Raw genomic sequence first — 17,934 nt, forward strand, 5'->3', positions numbered from 1 at the left:
ATTACGGTAGCCATAAGGGAACTGGGGGAGGGATCGATATGGAGGTGCAGCGAAGATGAACCCTGGCCGGCAGCGATTATGATGTGCGATATCCGGGCCGGACGGCCCAGTAGTATGCGCGAAGAGCTTTCGAAAGTTTTGGTAATGTTATGTAACTCGCATCTCAAACTTGGGGTTAACGAGCTGAATATAGAATTTACGCAGCACACTGGAGATGAAATGTATCATCAGTGGCTGGGTAAACTAAGCGACGATTGGAAAGAAGGCGGGAATTAGTTTCAGGCACTGATTCAGTTTTAAAACCGTTAGACTAACGGGAGGGAGGCAGTGTTCTGATGTTGTACAAGCACAGCTGTTTTTATTAGCAGTGCCTTCAGACTTATTTAGAAGCTAATATATACTATTGGGTTTAGTTTCCGGATCTGTAGAAATGGGTGTGGTTTTTTGTTCACACCCAATTAATACATGCCTAATTATTATAATTCAAATGTGCTGCAACTTAAAAATTAAAACCTTCTTTGTTCCGCTTTATAATGGCTTCTTCAGTTCTGGGAATCAGTACATCAAGGCCAAAATCTATTACTTCTGATTGAACCTGCTCAATAAATGGACGGAGACTGCTGTTGTAATCCTGAAAAGCAAGTTCAAAATTTCCGGCGTATTTAACGAATGAATCTGCCAGAGCAGCAGCTCCATCTAAAGCCAGCGAACCGCCCCGGCCCGCTGCGGGTGATGGGCAGTAGCCGGCATCCCCAACCAGCGCAACACGGCTTTTTGTCCAGAAAGGCATTTTAACCTGGCAAAGTTTGTCAAAATAAAAAGATTCCGATTGGCTGATCTCTTCCAATAACTCCCTGCTTCTCCAGCCCGAATCCTTAAACTGTGCTGATATCATACCGCGCATCTGCATTTCGTTGCGGTAATCATACTGTACTTCTTTTTCCGAAAAATAGGCGAAACAGATATCCGTTTTTCCGTTATAGGCGTTTAACATAACCGTTTTACCAACTTCGCTGTATAGCTGGGTTGTGTTTTCGGCAATCAGCAGTTTATCTACAATAGTGATGGAAAAGTAAGCCTGCAGAAAATGGGAGAACTCTTTTTCCTCACCAAACCACAGCCTGCGTACAGCTGAATGGATCCCGTCGCATCCAAATACCAGGTCAAACGAGCGTGGTGCATTATTTTTGAACGTGACATCCATCATGCCGCTGTTTTCAGTCAGCGTGGTAATGGTTTCCCCGTAAATAATTTCTACATCATCGCTGATCAGCCCGAGCAAAAGCTGCAGTAAAAAATCCCTTTCCACTTCATATTCTTCCTGTCCGCGCTGCTCGTGATAATCTGTTAGCTGGGTGATATCCGCTGAATTTTTCATCTCCATTTTTTCCATACGGAGCCTGTTGGCGTAGATCTGGTCAAATAGGCCCATGTTACGTACAATGTTGATGGTTCTGCCCAATATATTTACCGGTGTTCCACCTTTTTTCAGGTTCGGTGCAATTTCTACGATAGTTACTTGATAGCCAAAACGGTTCATCCAATAGGCTGTTGAAAGCCCGGCAAAGCTGGCACCGGAAATAAGTACTTTTTTGTGATCTGCTCCCATTTTTAATTACATTTTTGTTGATGCAAAGAAAGGGTAATAGAAATGATCTGAATAGGTTTAAACAGGGAAAGACTTGGACTAATCGCGGTTTTTATTTCTGAAAGCGATAGGAGGCATACCTGCAATTTTGTTAAACAATCTGGAGAAGTAAGGATAATCATCATAACCTAAAGATGCAGCAATTTCCTTGAGAGACCGGTTTGAATGGTAAAGCTGGCGTTTAGCCTCTAAAACAACACGTTCCTGAATGTGGTGGGAAACCGGCTGACCGGTTGTACTTTTCACGCACTCGTTCAGATAGGAGATAGAAATATGTAAGGCCCTGGCGTAATCTGCCGGACGTTTTTTTTGTACAAAATCCAATCCCAGCTGCCTACGGAAAGCTTTGGTAATCTGTTCCTGCCTGCTCTGATGGGAAGAGGGGATACGCTCAATGAAAAGAGAAATCACCAGTGCAACCAATGCGTTGCCCTGCTCATTGAGTAAGGTATGATATAAAGGAACATCTTTTCTTGCCCAGAATTTCATCAGTAAGGTGGTGGTCTGTAAAATCACCTCAAACTGCTGTTCATCAAGTAACATCGGGGCAGCAGGGATTACCCCTTCAAGCAGTGGTAAAAAACCGGCATTCAGATGCTCATCAGTCAGGGCCCAGGCACATACAGTAACCCCATTATATGCAATGATCCGGTGTACCTGATCGGGATGCATATAAATCAGCGAAGGTGATTGGATATCGTACACCTGAAAATCAATTTCCATCCTCACACTTCCCCTTTCCAATAAAAAGAAAGAATGCCGGTCATGCCGTTCAGGCTGTTCCCATTCGCCCAAAGGCGGCAAAGCTTCAAAAGAAATCCGATCAATAGTAATACCCTCATCAGGCTCACTGGCGAAGCTGTTTACCGGAATTTTAACTGGGTTTCTGGGCATAAAATGATCTTTCTAAAGCAAAGATAGCTAATCCGCTACGCAAACCTTTTATTATGATTTCCCTTCTATTCTCCAATCTACGTTTTGTGTAGGATGCCTAACTTCTGTCCAATATTCAATTTAAGTAATGATAAAGCCTTTAACAGGCGGCGGTGTATGAGATCCATGCTTTTTTTTTAGATTTGCAAAAAATCCCGCCGTTTTGCTTTATGGGCATCAAAAAGTTGAGTAGAAAAGTTTCGATTATATTCCTTTTATCTATCCAGGTCATTTTTCTGTTTGCCATCTTCCGCGAAAACCTGCAGTCGTGGTGGTCTATCATTTCCATATTGGTTATCTGTCCATTAATACTGGTCGCTTATTTACGGGGGCAGCTGCACCATCACGAACACCAGTATGAACATATTTTGGTGGTATGCTGGATCCCGATCGGAGCGGTTTCTTCTTTTTACCTGAACCATTACCTATCGCTTGGACCGGTGATTTCAGCTTCGGCAGTAGGGCTTACGGGGTCTTTTTTGCCAATATTTAAAAAAGAGTCGGAATATCTCCGGCAGCTTCCGGCGGCGGTTTACTGTGGTGCATTTATCGGAATGTCGAGCACGGCGGTTGCACCGAATATCCTGTTTGTGCTCACGGCCAGTTTTTTTACTGCAATACTCATTGTTGTTTCCAAAAGTCTTTTCTCGGGAGTAGGGGGCAAACTTGGAACGCTGGCCTTTGCGGGTGTGGTTATTACTTCTTTTATTTATTATCTTATTGCTTCCTATGCTTAACGGATTGATATTGATTATAACCGGCTTTTCGGGTGCTATGCTTACCTTTTACCTTAACGAAGGATTAGGGCAGGGGCCGGTCCGTTCATCGGCTATCTTATCCCTTTCTGTAGCCCTGTTTTTTCACTTCTTCCCACACATAGCCGATCCTTATCTGGTAAAAAATATACCCCTGGTTTTCATCGGTTCGTCTTTTATCGGCATGGTATCCAGCCGTCTGGTATCCGCCTACTGGCTAATCGGTTTGGCCGGGGCAGTATTCTGTATCATTTTCATGAATACGAGCCGGTTTTTTAATGGTTATGGCGGTTCCCTTGGTATTTCGGCCTGTATTTCGTTGCTAGCCATATTAAGTATTCCTATTGTAACGAAAAAACAAAGGCTTACCAACGGTTTTGCCCTGCTGAGAAAAACGGTTTTCAAAATCCGTAGAATTAATCGTTAAGCGGGCAAAATGCATTTTCGCAGTTTTAATTGTCCGTTTATCTTTTAATCAAAAAGTTAGCCTGCCGGTTTCTATTATGCTTCTTTAAATTTATAGGTTTTTAGAATGTTACTTCGTTTGCTAACTGCGGATATTGAGTATGGTTTTCGCTGCGGCGATCATCTGTTTATCGCCAGTATTTTTATCCAAACTATCCGACAACTTCACTACAGGGGTCCATTGCCCGTTGGGCTGCCTCGTTTCTGTCATTTTGATCACGATATTCATGGGTTCCAGCCCCACATCGTTGCTAAGGTTTGTACCGATTCCGAATGAAAAACCGATACGGCCCTGGCAGTGTTCATGGATCCTGGCAACTTTTTCGTAATCAAGGCCATCAGAGAAAATGATGGTTTTGGTTAAGGGATCTATCCCGAGTTTGGTATAGTGCGAAATGAGTTTATCGGCAAATTCAATCGGGTCGGCACTGTCCTGGCGCACCCCATCGAAAAGTTTGGAGAACATTTTGTCGAACTGACCGAGAAAAACATCTGTTGTATACGTGTCTGAAAGTGCTATACCCAGATCCCCACGGAAAACATCTACCCAATGTTGTAATGCTGTTGAATTTGCCTGCGGAAAACCATATACTGCGGCATGATACATAAACCATTCGTGGGCATGCGTACCTATAGGTTTGGTTTGGTGGAGCATGGCAAGGTGGACATTGCTTGTGCCGACAAACATTTTTCCGCCCTGGCGGCTAAACGTATCGATTACAAGTTTCTGTACATGGTAACTGTGGCGGCGGCGGGTACCGAATTCGGCTATATTTACACCCAGCGAGCGGAACTGCGCAGCCTTTACTGATGCCCGGTTAATAATTTCATCATCAGATATTCTTTCCCCACCGGTAAGTTCATAATAGAGTTCGCAGATCAGCGACATTATCGGTACTTCCCAAAGTATAGAACGGTACCAATGTCCTTCAATCTCAATCTTGATATCTTCGCCATGCTGGCTGATGCTTACCTCGCCCGGATCGTACCGGTACCCCGAAAGGAAATCGAGATAAAGCGGATCAAGATAAGGGCAGTTCTCCGCCAGGAATCTTTTTTCCTGACCAGTGAGGAAGAGTTTTGACATCCCATTTATCCTTTCCCTTAAAATATCTCCGAAGCCTGCCGGAAACAGGTGTTTTCCCCTGTTTATAAAACTGTAACGGGCCATGGCCGATGGAAAAAGCCTTACCACCGCCTGTTGCATGGTAAATTTGTAAAAATCATTGTCAAGTATGGAGCGGTTTGAAAGAAAAGTTAGGCCGGTCATTATGGTTGTGGTATGCTGCTTTAAAAATAGATGATCTTAAATATAGTTATCGGTAGAACCGGGCAACTATTGTGCTAAATATAGGCACTTGTTGCTTTAAATCCTTACCCGGTTTCCCATTAGTTTTTTACTTGCTTATCTTTAATGCACCAAAGTTTGGGTATATTGACCGATTTTAATCTTCTTTCGACTATGCTAGCGCTATATGTAGTAATATTTTTTTGTATTTCACAGAAAAGGGTGTTTTTACAAAAGGGTATGGGGCGCTCCGTATTTAACCAACTCCTGTTTAGCTGCAAACTCATAAATTATTTCTGATTAAACTAGTGCACTAATTTTTTTAAAAAAAACAGGTTTTTTACCTTTTGAGCATACTTTTTGAGTTCAGATCTAATAAAAAGCTAGGTTGTTAAAACGCTATTGTATAGAGTTTTATAATTAATTATGAGTAAGTTATTGTTTTTTGAATATGTTTAGCTTAGTACAAAAAGATTTTATTGATCTCGAGAAAAATACCAATTGGCTGAATTAGCTATAATTCTTCAAAGAAAAAAGCTATGATTCTATATCTGTTTATAAAAGAAAGGACAACTTAGTTAACCTCCAATCAAATTCTTATACAGTTTAACTCGAAATGGATTGACTACTTTGTTTAACACAGAAATATTTTTATGGAATGTTAAAAATTAAGGAAACAATTCTGAAAACGACCAACTTTTACTTCCCTCTTCTCTAGTCGTAGATCCGTTATACTGAAATAGACCTGATACCCTAGCACTTGCCGATTGGTTTGATGCAGACAAGGAATTACTACTTTCTGCCCAAACGTCAGTAGCATTCGAACAAAAATTACAGATTGAAGCATAATGTTTGATTTCTGTAAAATGTCCGCCTTCTGGTTCAGACGAAGAACGCTTGCCTTTTATCGTTTCTTCTGAGATAATCTGACCTCCCCAACCCGGATTTTCAGCAACAATCCACTTAACTGTCTTTTTAACCTGAAATTCATATTCAATATCATTACCGCCGCCACCACCATCTGGGCCAACCTCCTCATTGTCTATTGAATTACCGCACGTAGTGTATAGATATTCTTCACTTACCAATACACCATTTTCATAAGTTTGAAGGTACCAATCAATGCATTTCTGACGTGAAGCTATTTTAGAAGAATTTATATTACTTGAATAGGGGCGACGCTCTGCAAATGATTTTTGTTTGCCATTTTTATATTGGACTTCATATAGATACTCATCGAATATTCCGAGATATACAAATTTACCATCAGTTTCTACTGGTTGCTCGTTAACCATATTACTAAACAACACTGGTTGTAATTTTTTTATGCCCTTCGTTGTTGGAAAATACTGTACAATGTTCCCCTGTACAATCATTCCTTCTTTGTTAATTGTAAGAATAAAAGTGTTAATTTTTTTTAATTGCTTATTTCTATTTGATTGGAATCCACTATCAAGAGGAACGATGATCATTGTTTGATTATCGCTTCCTGGTACAATTTTTAATTCTTTTATTAACAGATTTTTTTGGATCGATAAAATACGATCTTTCTGTGCTCCGTTTCTGGTGCTAGCCAATTTTTGTAACCAGCTAGTTAATTTTTCGGTTTCATCCTTTAATACTAATTGCGATTTATACTGTAGGTCTAATTGTTTCTGGCAGGAATAGAAAAATAATAGAGTTGTCGCAAATAATATGATTGATTTTGGTGTTTTCATAATTCATTTACTTGATATGACGATCATTTAGAAAGTGTTTTGATTATAGGTTTTTTGTTTCGATATATTGTTGTGATAACTTTATATCGAAACTATTGATTTCTATTGCTTTTTGAAATAGAGTTTCTGTGGATCGTTTTTATTAATAGATAAATGGGCATTATCTTTCGTTAAATGCTAAATCATCGATGATGGATGTTATTAGCGCCTATGAATTGACTTTTGCCATGCTATCTAGGTTTTCGGAGATATGACGTAATTGAAAATAAGATAGATTGCTATAACTTGCGAGCAATTTTCATTATTCTGATTAATTTGGTTATAGAAACCCCACTAATGTTTATTAACGATGTATTGGAATGATTATCGAAGAAATAATAAGATTATAGTTCACAGAGGGTAGTTTAATACGATTACTATCGTTATTGCTATAGCTGTTGTGTGCTATTATATAAACAAAGAACAGCTATAGTATTTAAAGAATGGATTTTTGAGCAAACACCAAAAATAAATAAAGGTTCCAATAAATGGGGATATTCAACAGTAATTAATTTTTACCATTCTCTCCACTCTTCGGTAATATCTTCATCAACCGTATTATAACCTTTACTGCTCGAAGCCAGGATGATAATCTCTGCTATCTGTTCCCGTTCTCCTGTTTCGATGAGGGTTTCCTGCGTTTTGTTGTTCAGTCTGTTTAGCTCCAATATAGCGGTTTTTACTATTGCCATACCATCGCTCCTGTTTTTAGAGGACTGTATATCAGTTAGGTATCGTTTGATTATAATCTCGCAATTATTGATATCATCCATCGTATAGGAAGGCTGTGCAGTGTGCATGTAAGATACCATGGATGCTTTTAAGTCGCTTACCATTTTCCCAAGGTCCTTTTTTACGGTTGTTGTGGGCTTTGGTAAGGTTGAAGAACTATCTGTTCGTTTTTTCTGCTCTGCCGTATTTTGGGTGTTTTTTTGCTGGCAGGCTGTTAAAACCAAGGTTATACTGAATAAAATGGTTAGGGAATTAAAAAGAGGGCGTTTAGTATGCATGTGCCAATATAAACATTTTGTTATGATCTTAAATCGCGAAAAGACTTAAAACACCAGAATATACGCAGATCGGATGATTGATAAATTAAAGCTTAAATATAATTTTGTTGCGTTTTGTGATGGGTGAATGTTTTTTAAAAGGATTACATCAGCATATCAAAAAAAGGCAATATGCAGATTGCGCTGATAATTTTTTTTGCTTGATAGCGAGTGTTTTATGTTTTTGTGGTTGTGAAAGTGGGGAATGAAATTAAATTTGCGGCATGACTGTTACAGTTTTGGCAATTCTGGAGACTGATTTTGTCCCGCAGAGATCATTGGCGAAGATCATGAACGACCGGCTCCAAAGGGCGGCAAAAGAACTTCAGCAAGTACATTTTAAAGCCTTATCGGGCTGGGGTTTCCCTTCTGATGACCTGGTGGTTTACGTTAGCTACAATTCTAAATACAAGATCCGCTACTGTATTGTAAATGATGTGCCGGCCGATATCCAATATTTTGTAGCAGAAACCTGTGGCAGGCTGGGATATATTTTATGGAAACGTGACAGGGTTGAAATAGAGGAAGATGGCTATTTAAAATCTTAATAGCCCATTCACAATTTTACCGTAAAAGCTGGTGTTAATGTTGGGGCCGCCGAACAGATCTACTCCGTTTGGTATCCGGCAAGCTTTCTGAACTGGTAAAAAAAACGCTCAATCAATCTTAAATCCTGTGTTACAATTTCGGCATTTCCCTTAAGCTCCTTATCAAAGGGAAGTGTTTTGTGATAAGAGGTTTGCAGGCCTTTTGGAAGCACCACATCCATATAATAATTGCCCTTTTCATCCGATGTGAAAGATACATTTTCGATCCGGCCCTCTACTATGCCGTATTCCTGAAATCGGTAATTATCCAACTTGATCAGTACTTTTTTCCCCTTGGATATTTTGCCCGAATTAACCGCTGGTACTGAGAGTTTTCCGATCAGTGCTTTTTTATGGTCGGGCAGTACCGACAGAATGGGATCGCCCCGTTTAACAAACTGGTTTTCTCCCCAAAACTGTTGGAAACTCACGGTGCCATCTGTAGCAGAAACAATCAGATAATCCTGTTCCCATGCCCTTAACGATCTCCTTAACTGTTCAAGTAACTGCAGCGTTTGCGAAGCAAAATTGGTTTTGTCTTTCTCCGCATTAATTACCGCGCCGGTTTTTGTTCTGTTAAGATTGGTAATTGCCTCCTCTGTTTGTGAGAGCGAAATATCTACATTTTCGAGTCCCTGTTGTGCCTGGAGGAATTTTATTTTTTCATTTTCGAATTCGAAAGCAGAAATTACTTTCTTTTCGAAAAGCTGCTGGGCACGCTGGTAATTTTTCTTTACCAGTTCGTATTTTAACGACTCGATTTTTTTTTGCTTTTCCAAAGTAACTTTCCTGTTTTTATTTTCTAAAATGCTCTGTGCTGCAGCCACATTTTCGGGTGCATAGGGCTCGAGTTTGGTATAGAGTTTTTCATCCTGGAAAGCTTTTGCAAAGTTATTGTAATCGGCCTGAAGCTCGCCAAGCTTAAATCCCGAAACTTTATCGGCAGGAAAGAAAAGCAAGCGATCCGGCGAAAGGGAACCGATCAGTGTTTTTAGCGTTAAAACGTCCGCATAATCTGCTGTTGATTGCAGAACCATCAATACTTCATCTTTTTTTACCTTTTGGCCATCTCTGATAAAAATTTTCTCAATCCTCGAATCCGTTCTGGCCTGTAATTTTTCGGGCGGGTTCTGCGAGGTAATCACAATGGTTGCGGGTACAAATTCTGGATATTTAATAAAATAACTTATCAGCATGATGATCGAGATGATGGCCAGTATCAGCACATTACCCCAACGGAACATCCAGCGTGGCGGTTCCGATAGTACATCCTGCACTGCTTCTGATCGAAGCGTTATCTCATCAAGGTTGTTTTTTTTAGTTTCCAAGTTCAAGCTGGTTTTTTATTAATCTGTAATATTCTCCTTTTTTTGCCACCAGCTGGCTGTGGCTGCCTTCTTCGATAACAGTACCTTTATCCAGCACAATAATTTTATCGGCATGTTTAACGGTCGAAAGCCTGTGGGCAATAACTATAGCTGTTTTACCTTTAAAAAACTGCTCCAGGTTCTCAATAATTATCTTTTCATTATTTGCATCCAAGGCACTTGTTGCCTCATCAAAAAAGATATACTCGGGCGATTTATAAACGGCCCTGGCGATAAACAGCCTTTGTTTCTGGCCACCGCTCATGCCAAGGCCCTCATTACCGATTTTGGTATTATAACTCAGGGGCAGATTTTCTATAAAATCCTGTATGTTGGCTATTTCTATTGCCCTACGCAGTTTTTGCTTATCAATTGTATCTTCACCAATGGCGATGTTATTCGCTATGGTATCGTTAAATACATAACTCTCCTGCATCACTACCCCACATTGGTTACGCCAGAACCGTGGCGATATATTTTTCATATCCGTACCGCCGATTCTTATCCCGCCCTTATCAGGGGTATAAAATTTGGTTAAAAGCTTTAGTAGAGTGGTTTTTCCGCTACCGCTGGCGCCAACTATCGCTGTGGTTTTCTGATAGGGGATAACAAGGTTCAGGTTTTGGAAAACGAAGTTTTCGGAGCCTGTATACCTGAATGAGACATTGTTAAGCTCAATATCCTGCTCTGCAATTTCAGTAACATAATTTTCGCCACTGTCTTCTTCATCTTCTTTACCATGTATTTCACCCAGTCTTTCGAGCGAAATTTTTGCATCCTGTGCCTGTTTGATAAAATCTATCAGCTGCAGTAAGGGGCTGTTCAGCTGGCCGATAATATATTGTACCGAAAGCATCATACCCAGGGTAAGGTTACCGTTTAAAACCAGTTTTGCAGCAAGAAAACTAACCAGGATATCTTTTATCTGGTTGATGAAACCCCCGCCTACAGATTGCCATTGTTCTAACGAAAGTGCCCTGATTTTAATTTTGAATAGCTTTACCTGCAAAAATTCCCAGCCCCATCTTTTCTGCTTTTCTGCATTATGCATCTTTAATTCCTGCATGCCGTTAATCAGTTCTATCACGCTATTTTGTTCCTGTGCAACCTGCGAAAACATTTTGTAATCCAGTTCTTTTCTCCTTTTAAGGAAAAAACTGATCCAGGCTACATACAGGATGGCACCCAACAGGTAAACCAGAAACAGCCTGTAATCATAAAGTAACAGTACGATGCTAAAAATGATGAGGTTAAACATGGAGAACAGTGTGTTGAGTGATGAACTGGTAAGCAATTGCTCAATACGGTGGTGATCGTTTATCCTTTGCATAATATCCCCAGTCATCCTCGTATCAAAAAAACTAATGGGAAGTTTCATCAACTTAATAAAGAAATCGGAGATAATGGAAATGTTTATCCGGGTAGAAAGGTGCAGCAAAATCCAGCTCCGGATAATATCGATGCCCATTTTGCCCATAAAAAGCATTACCTGGGCAAGTAAAACCAGGTATATGAAGTTGATATCCTGGTTCTGTATGCCTACATCAACAATACTCTGGGTTAGGAATGGAAAAATAAGCGATAATAAACTTCCTGCCAGAAGTCCAACGGCCAACTGGATAAGCATTGATCTGTACCTGAACAGGTAACGGTAGAGAAAAGAAAAGCTGGTTTTATTTTCTTCATCATCAAATTCGGTTTTATAAAATGACGGTGTGGTTTCGAGTACAAGGGCAATGCCTTCTTCTGTATTTTCATTGGCATTTTCGCCGATCCAGTATTTTATAAATTCTTCTTTTGTATAGGTAATTAAGCCGTAGCTTGGATCGGCAACATAAACCCGGTTTGCCTTATCAATTTTATAAACCACCACATAGTGGTTTTTATTCCAGTGTACAATGCAGGGCAGGGGGGCATCTGCAACAAGTGTATTAAAATCTATTTTTACGCCCAATGTTCTGAAACCGAGGTTTTCTGCCGCATTGCTTAGGCCAAACAGGCCGCTACCTTCGCGCGTGGTTTCAGAAAGTGTTCTTATGGTGTGTAAAGGGATGCTTTTGTTATAGTGCCTGGCTACCATACGCAGGCAGGTAGGCCCGCAGTCTTTGGCGTCGGGCTGTTTATAAAAGGGGAATTTTTTAAGCTTCATGCGTTTTTACCAGTTGTTGCATGCCATAAAATTGTATTGCTTTTTGTTTTAGCGGGTTTGTACTCCATTCATCCCACTCATTGTTGTAAGGGTTATAACCGCATTTTAAGGGCTTGGATACATCTAAACCCAAATCGTTGGCATGGCTCTGCTCGGTATAGGCCCTGCAGTCGGTACATACGTTCCGGTATTCGCAGTCTTTACAAACTTCGATATCTTCCTTTCTGATGTTCCAGTATTTACTAAAATCGTTATCCGCCAATAAATCGGTTAAATCTGTTTCAAACATATATCCGTAATCGTGCTGCATTGATGGACAGTTTTTGACCAGTCCGTTAAAATCGATCGATAGCTTTCGGTTTAAACAGGTATTGTGCTGCATGCTTTCGGTAAATAGCTCCATATTGGTGCTGAAATAGGCCTGCCTGATCAAACCACAGGCTAAACAATCATTTATCGCTTTCGAATAGTAGGTAAGCTGCACTGTATTTTTGTATATCCGCTCTGTTTTATCTTCGGGTGCCGAATGAAAAAGAAAAGACCTGATCCTTAAATTTTTCTTTGCAAGCGTTTCAAGCCATTCGGTATCAATGGCGGCAGAGTAGGGCAGGATGAGTTTAATGTAGTTTAAAACAGATCCATTAAAAATATTAATGAATTTTTCCAGTTTTTCAAGATCGGTATTTTGGTAACAACGGATCTCGAGGGCACTAACATTTAAGTTGAATAATGTATTAAAGAACCGGTTGTTGTAATCGAGATTTTCGTTAAACTCAATAATCACGTTTGTAATATCGGAAAATGCATCCCAGCTTAAATCGAGGGCACTAAGCCCGGTTACAATACGGTTATCTATAAACCCCATTTCTTTATCTGTGATAAAGTTTACATAACTTATAATGGCTTCTTCATTTTCGGCACCATAAACATGAATACATTCTTCAATGGAATGATCTTTTAAAAAATGTAATACCCCGGCTACATCGTTGGAAACCGGATAGGACTTTTGCATCTGCAGATCACAGATTAAAGTCCTGTTTGCACCTTTAACCAGCTGGCAATTTGAAAATAGGTTGAGGTATTCCATCTTTAGAATTTTGATATTACTTTATAGAACCTTAACAGTTCATAACCTTCGGCATTGATTTTAACTGCCTTTTCATATTTGCGGATATTGCCCTCCGCATTGTTATGCCCATCTTTTTCGAGTAGGTATATAGAAAGCGGCAGACATTTTTTATCTTTTAAGCTAGTGCTGAACTTTTTCTTCATGTAATTGCTTTTGTTTAAATAACAGGGCCATTTCCCTTTCTAAATAATAGTTACAGGGGTAAGAAACCATACCGAACTGGCCTTCCGGATTGATTTCTAAAAAATAGTACGCATCATTATGATCGACCATTAAATCGATCGAACCTGTGCCGAAATTCAGTTCCTTCATTAACAGATCAAGCCTGCTTTCAATTTCATCTGGTAATTTGTAGGGTACAGTTCGGTTTGGTCTTTTGTTGTCGTAATTCCTGAAATCGGAGGCAGTTTTTTTATTTGCCTGGGAAAAAATCGCCATTGAATAAAATCTACCGGACAGGTAAAAAGCCCTGACTTCGAATTTCTTATCTATCTTTTGTTGTACGAGCGATGGGAAGAAAATATCGGGGATGGATCTGATATTGCTGTGGTTGATTTCCCTGCTCAACATCTTGTAATGCGCACCGTTCCCATCTTCCAGTAAAACGCATTCGCTTAATGGTTTAACAATTAGTTCGGGATAGGTATCCTGTAATGTTATCAGCGATTGTTTATCGGTTAACACCTCGGTATAAGGGATGTTCAGCCCGAATTTTTGGGCAAGGAAAAGTACTTTAAGTTTATTTAGGTTGCTTGCGATAATAGGGTCGTTGAGCCATTTTTCTTTATCAATAGCATAAAATAAGAGCGAGTGCAGTGCATTAAATTCATCAATAAGAAAACGGCGCAGGGTATAATGGGTTTCAAAAGATTCCCTTTTCTGGGAAAAATGGGCCGGGATTTTTGCTGCTTTGCGGCGGTACCATACCATAGCCACTTCGTTGTTTTTAGGCATATCGCCTAACTTTTTCATGTTGAAAAAATCTTCGCCATTAAGCCTTATGAATGGGACACCATAATAATCAAGCCATTGGCAAACATAATCTGTTGTGCCTTCTAAATAAGCCTGACTTAAAATGAGTACCTTTTTTTTCATGGTGTTTAAATAATGAAGGGATGTGGCCGAAGGTGGCGCAGAATAGCACCACCCAGGGTTTAGTTTAATCCGGTTATGGGCAGGTATGTGTGCCTTTAGGATCCGGATAGTAATCGGTGCAGCAATGGTCTCCGTGGTCGGATACTGCTTTTTTGAAAGTGGCATCGCCGGTTTCAGCAAATGAACTTTCCATCATCATTGCTCTTCCACCGCTGATAGCATGAATGGATTTTACTCTTTTCGATTCAAGTTTTTCTAATTTTTTCATTTTTTTAGATTTAAAATTTGATAGATATTCCGCCATCTTCCCCAGGCGTTTAAGGGTTTGGTTTTATCCTATATCGATGTTGCCGGTTGCGCATAAAATGGAGCATTTTGATACTGCCCATGTTTAAAAATCGGCAAAAAATAACTGGCTTATAAGTGCAGGTTTACATTCGACGGCATTGGGGCGATATCTGTAGGTTTATCGATAATATTCGTTTTGCGTGTGGATAATCTATGTCCGGTTGCTTATCGTTGAGAGAAAGCTTTGGCATCAAATGAACAGCGTTCTTTTTACTGATCTTAAATTTTTTCTACCTGTGTGTTAAAAAATATACCCTGCGAACCGTAAGTTGCTATTGCTTTCTGTTTTAGCGGATTTGTGCTCCATTCTTCCCATTTATTGGTATAAGGATTATAACCGCATTTTAAGGGTTTCGATAGGTCTAAACCCCGGTCATTGATATGGGTTTGTTCGGTAAAGGCCCTGCAGTCGGTACATACATTCCTGAATTCGCAATCTTTGCATACCTCAATATCATTTTTTGTGATGTTCCAGTAACTTTTAAATTCATTGTGATTCAGTGCGTCTTCCAAAGAAACATCATCTATATTTCCGAAAGTACTGGGCATTAACGGACAGTTTTTGATATTACCCCCGTTATCGATACCGATTTTTTTGTGAAGGCAGGAGTTGTGGTTTACCGCCTCTAAAACTTTGCTGATATTGGTATTAAAATAGTTCAGATCTACCTTTCCGCAGGAAGATATTTTTAAATCCTGATCGCTTAAGTTTATGGTAAACCTGTAGTGGTCTTTTACTTCAAAAGGATTTTTTCTGCAGTTGTAAAAAACAAGCTGATGTATTCTCTCTGTTCTTAAATCAAGCTCCCTGAAAAAAGCCTCATCAATATCAGCGTGGAATGATGAAAAAATCTCGATACTTTCGAGGGTCGAATTTTTAAAACGGGCATCAATTCCGCATATGTCATCCAATGATAATGCGCTGCTGCAATAGATTACAAGATGTTTAATAGCCAGGTTGGCTATCGAAAAGCTTATTTTATCTAAAACCGTTAAATCATCAAGCTCTATAAAAATATCCGATACCCTGTTGTGGTCATGGAAATTGAGATCGATGGCCGGAAAATTATGGTCCCAATCGCCGAATGTGATAAAGCCATATTCCCGCTCCAGTAAAAAATCGAGGTACTGCTGTACAATCGCTTTCGATTCATCGTCGTAAAGTTCCAGTACAACATCAATCGCATCTGTTTTTAATTCTTCGATGATGCCGTGCAGCTCAATGGATTGTAATTCGGAAATATTCCGCTGTAAATCTGATATCAGTATCCTGCCAAAACCCTTTGTTATCACGATATCGCTAAAAAGATTAAAATACCTCATAACATTCTCACCAGGGACTTAAATGGTTTTACCAGCATTAAAAAATCCGATTGATATTTTTCGCATTTGGCGTAGGGTATATTGCCCCCGTTTTTATCGGCATTTTTGGCCTTAAATTCTTCGGCAAATTTGAATGTAAGCGGTAATTTGTGTTTTTCTTTAATATATTGTTTCATAGATATTCGGCTATGGCTTTTTCTGCTGAATAATTGCAGATGGTAGAAACCCCTAAAAATTGTCCCACGGTGTTTACCTCCAAAAAATAATACTTTTCTCCGCTTTTGATAAAATCTACCGAACCACAATTTAGATCGAGCGACTGCATCAAACGTTTTAATTTTTCTACGATGGCTTTTGGTAGGTTGTACCTTACATTTCTGTTTGGTTTTTCGAGGTTATATTTTCTGAAATCGGTACGGGTCTGCGCATCATTTTGGGAGAAAATGGCTGTTGAATATGTCTCCCCGTTCAGATAAAAACTCCTGATCTCAAAATCTTTTTCGATTTTCTCCTGAAAAAAGGAAATAAAAAAAGTGTCCTGTTCTTTCTCCCCAATCACGGTGGTGTACATAATGCTATCCTGATAGTTATCAAAAGCATCGATCATAATATTCCCCGTAATGGGTTTTGTAATGGTACTGTTCAGCAAAACATCGCCTGTGTTATCGGCCAAAAAGTATTCGGGTACAGCTAAACCGACCTTTTTTGCCTCCTCCAGTACATGTAGTTTGTTTACGTGGCTGGTGCTTTGCTTGTTGATGTGTTTTTTTGATTCGAGTGTTTTAATCACATAATCTTCAAGCCAATGCTGGTGTTCTGCCATGTGGGCATCAACAGAAGGGTTATTGTACTGCAAACGTTTAAATTTTATACCGCCCCTCCGGTACCAAACGCTGCTGATTTCATCCAGAAAAAATTTGTTCCTGTAACTTTCAATGTAAAGTCTTTTTTGCTGTACTTTTATTTCAAAAAACTCATCTTCATGCACACGGATAAATTTTTTATCCATTGATAAAAGCCATTTAATCACCTCGTTGGTGGTTGTTTCCTGGTTTTTTGAAATAATCAGTATCATGATGCTTTATCTGTGGCCCGGTTTTCCTGCATGGAGGTAATCTTCAATTGTAATTTTTTCCTGCTTAAATTTTTTGTGGTTAAAACGTCCCGCTCATGCTGCGGGACATTTTATTTATGCTCCGGTTATAAACCTGCCGAGGTATTTGCCGGTACCGCCCGGACCACTGTATACATCGTGCTCTGCGCAACCTTCGCCAACGTTGATGTTGGATTGTATCGAGTAGTTCTGTACCATTGCAAGTCCTCCGCTAATGGCGCGTAAATCTGTAAGCTTTTTGTTTTCGAGTGCGGAAAAATTTTTCTGCATTCCTTTTAAATTTTTCATTTTGATGTAGGGGTTAAATTAATGGATGTGTTTATGGTTCACCCGGCTTTTTAAATTTGGGTTTACCAGTTAGGGTTCATGGCCCCCTCATTACAATCGGTAGAGTTATCATAATACCTGAAACTCCAGTTTCCATTTTCATCGTATGCATCAATATCCTGTTGCCCCTGGGCGTTTAAGAAGTTCGAATACACAATGGAAGCACCTATTGAACGGCGGCCGCCTTTAATGGATTGTAAATCTGTAAGCTTTTTGTTTTCGAGTGCAGATAAGCTGTTCTGCATACCTTTTAAGTTTTTCATTTTTTTTAAAAATTGATAGTAAACTGCGCCATCTTACCCTGGCGTTCGGGGATTATTGAATTTAAAATTCGCTACAAACTGCAGCTTGCACAAGGCGTAGTTGATATGTGGCAGCTTTCGGCATTTTTTCGTATGCCCTTCATACATATCCGTACAATCGATAGTTGTGCCTGAGTATCCCTATCTTAGCGTTTTCTATCCGGAAAGGCCTGTAATTACATTGGAATATTACATCTGATTGGTTGATTGTGTTTTCAGATAAGTGTTAAAGGGATGCAGATATAGAGTGAAACCCAACAGATATTTACCGGTTGTTTTTTTTGGGATTTACTATTTA

The 17,934-nt window shown here is 39.6% G+C and carries 20 protein-coding genes; 4 read left to right on the plus strand and 16 right to left on the minus strand.

What is annotated here, in order from left to right:
• Nucleotides 1–276 (plus strand): hypothetical protein (locus tag B2V92_RS12250; RefSeq protein WP_293308295.1); only part of this gene is annotated, 276 nt, incomplete at its 5' end.
• Between the two features lie 223 nt (nucleotides 277–499).
• On the opposite strand, the gene B2V92_RS12255 is transcribed toward B2V92_RS12250, so the two are convergent.
• Both B2V92_RS12255 and B2V92_RS12260 read right to left on the minus strand, forming a co-directional pair.
• Nucleotides 500–1,609, minus strand: a complete 1,110-nt coding sequence (locus B2V92_RS12255) for an FAD-dependent monooxygenase (protein ID WP_293308297.1) — start codon at nucleotides 1,607–1,609, stop codon at nucleotides 500–502.
• 78 nt (nucleotides 1,610–1,687) lie between these two features.
• A complete protein-coding gene (locus tag B2V92_RS12260) occupies nucleotides 1,688–2,542 on the minus strand; it encodes a helix-turn-helix domain-containing protein (protein ID WP_293308299.1) in 855 nt (284 codons plus the stop codon).
• A 224-nt stretch (nucleotides 2,543–2,766) separates the two neighbouring features.
• Here B2V92_RS12260 and B2V92_RS12265 point away from each other — a divergent pair, with 224 nt between their 5' ends.
• Nucleotides 2,767–3,318, plus strand: coding sequence for a hypothetical protein (locus B2V92_RS12265; protein WP_293308301.1), 552 nt, complete (start codon nucleotides 2,767–2,769; stop codon nucleotides 3,316–3,318).
• The gene (locus B2V92_RS12270; protein WP_293308303.1) at nucleotides 3,311–3,763 is read left to right on the plus strand and encodes a hypothetical protein; all 453 of its coding nucleotides are present in this window, start codon (nucleotides 3,311–3,313) and stop codon (nucleotides 3,761–3,763) included. Before B2V92_RS12265 ends, B2V92_RS12270 begins: the two co-directional genes overlap by 8 nt.
• 120 nt (nucleotides 3,764–3,883) lie before the next feature.
• Here the strand turns inward: B2V92_RS12270 and pncB are convergent, their stop codons facing one another.
• The 3 genes from pncB to B2V92_RS12285 all read right to left on the minus strand — a co-directional run bounded on the left by pncB (nucleotide 3,884) and on the right by B2V92_RS12285 (nucleotide 7,856).
• The gene (gene pncB / locus B2V92_RS12275; RefSeq protein WP_293308305.1) at nucleotides 3,884–5,071 is read right to left on the minus strand and encodes a nicotinate phosphoribosyltransferase; all 1,188 of its coding nucleotides are present in this window, start codon (nucleotides 5,069–5,071) and stop codon (nucleotides 3,884–3,886) included.
• 686 nt (nucleotides 5,072–5,757) lie between these two features.
• On the minus strand, nucleotides 5,758–6,807 hold the full coding sequence (locus B2V92_RS12280) for a hypothetical protein (protein ID WP_293308307.1): 1,050 nt from the start codon (nucleotides 6,805–6,807) through the stop codon (nucleotides 5,758–5,760).
• 554 nt (nucleotides 6,808–7,361) lie between these two features.
• Entirely contained in the window at nucleotides 7,362–7,856 is a 495-nt protein-coding gene (locus B2V92_RS12285) for a hypothetical protein (protein ID WP_293308309.1), read from the minus strand.
• A 263-nt stretch (nucleotides 7,857–8,119) separates the two neighbouring features.
• On the opposite strand from B2V92_RS12285, the gene B2V92_RS12290 reads away from it, so the two are divergent.
• Nucleotides 8,120–8,443: a hypothetical protein gene (locus tag B2V92_RS12290; protein ID WP_293308311.1), complete on the plus strand. Its 324-nt coding sequence runs from the start codon at nucleotides 8,120–8,122 to the stop codon at nucleotides 8,441–8,443.
• Between the two features lie 59 nt (nucleotides 8,444–8,502).
• Here the strand turns inward: B2V92_RS12290 and B2V92_RS12295 are convergent, their stop codons facing one another.
• From B2V92_RS12295 to B2V92_RS12345, 11 genes are all read right to left on the minus strand, one after another.
• Nucleotides 8,503–9,810, minus strand: coding sequence for an HlyD family secretion protein (locus tag B2V92_RS12295; protein WP_293308313.1), 1,308 nt, complete (start codon nucleotides 9,808–9,810; stop codon nucleotides 8,503–8,505).
• A complete protein-coding gene (locus B2V92_RS12300) occupies nucleotides 9,800–11,998 on the minus strand; it encodes a peptidase domain-containing ABC transporter (RefSeq protein ID WP_293308315.1) in 2,199 nt (732 codons plus the stop codon). Before B2V92_RS12300 ends, B2V92_RS12295 begins: the two co-directional genes overlap by 11 nt.
• Nucleotides 11,988–13,085, minus strand: a complete 1,098-nt coding sequence (gene gwsS / locus B2V92_RS12305) for a grasp-with-spasm system SPASM domain peptide maturase (protein WP_293308317.1) — start codon at nucleotides 13,083–13,085, stop codon at nucleotides 11,988–11,990. The genes B2V92_RS12300 and gwsS (B2V92_RS12305) overlap by 11 nt, the downstream gene beginning before the upstream one ends.
• A gap of 2 nt (nucleotides 13,086–13,087) precedes the next feature.
• Nucleotides 13,088–13,270, minus strand: coding sequence for a hypothetical protein (locus B2V92_RS12310; protein ID WP_293308319.1), 183 nt, complete (start codon nucleotides 13,268–13,270; stop codon nucleotides 13,088–13,090).
• A complete protein-coding gene (gwsG, locus tag B2V92_RS12315; protein ID WP_293308321.1) occupies nucleotides 13,248–14,222 on the minus strand; it encodes a grasp-with-spasm system ATP-grasp peptide maturase in 975 nt (324 codons plus the stop codon). The genes B2V92_RS12310 and gwsG (B2V92_RS12315) overlap by 23 nt, the downstream gene beginning before the upstream one ends.
• A gap of 73 nt (nucleotides 14,223–14,295) precedes the next feature.
• Nucleotides 14,296–14,490, minus strand: coding sequence for a hypothetical protein (locus B2V92_RS12320; RefSeq protein ID WP_293308323.1), 195 nt, complete (start codon nucleotides 14,488–14,490; stop codon nucleotides 14,296–14,298).
• Nucleotides 14,491–14,789: 299 nt separating this feature from the next.
• Nucleotides 14,790–15,893 carry a grasp-with-spasm system SPASM domain peptide maturase gene (gwsS, locus tag B2V92_RS12325; protein ID WP_293308325.1) on the minus strand — a complete coding sequence of 368 codons (1,104 nt, stop codon included), beginning with the start codon at nucleotides 15,891–15,893 and terminating at the stop codon, nucleotides 14,790–14,792.
• Nucleotides 15,890–16,069: a hypothetical protein gene (locus B2V92_RS12330; RefSeq protein WP_293308327.1), complete on the minus strand. Its 180-nt coding sequence runs from the start codon at nucleotides 16,067–16,069 to the stop codon at nucleotides 15,890–15,892. The genes gwsS (B2V92_RS12325) and B2V92_RS12330 overlap by 4 nt, the downstream gene beginning before the upstream one ends.
• Nucleotides 16,066–16,968, minus strand: a complete 903-nt coding sequence (gene gwsG / locus B2V92_RS12335) for a grasp-with-spasm system ATP-grasp peptide maturase (protein ID WP_293308329.1) — start codon at nucleotides 16,966–16,968, stop codon at nucleotides 16,066–16,068. Before gwsG (B2V92_RS12335) ends, B2V92_RS12330 begins: the two co-directional genes overlap by 4 nt.
• A gap of 114 nt (nucleotides 16,969–17,082) precedes the next feature.
• Entirely contained in the window at nucleotides 17,083–17,295 is a 213-nt protein-coding gene (locus tag B2V92_RS12340) for a TIGR04139 family peptide modification target (RefSeq protein ID WP_293308331.1), read from the minus strand.
• 62 nt (nucleotides 17,296–17,357) lie between these two features.
• The gene (locus B2V92_RS12345; protein WP_293308333.1) at nucleotides 17,358–17,597 is read right to left on the minus strand and encodes a TIGR04139 family peptide modification target; all 240 of its coding nucleotides are present in this window, start codon (nucleotides 17,595–17,597) and stop codon (nucleotides 17,358–17,360) included.
• Between the last annotated feature and the right edge of the window lie 337 nt (nucleotides 17,598–17,934).

Source organism: Pedobacter sp. UBA5917 (genome assembly GCF_002432345.1).
In the GTDB taxonomy this organism is placed as follows: Bacteria; Bacteroidota; Bacteroidia; order Sphingobacteriales; family Sphingobacteriaceae; genus Pedobacter.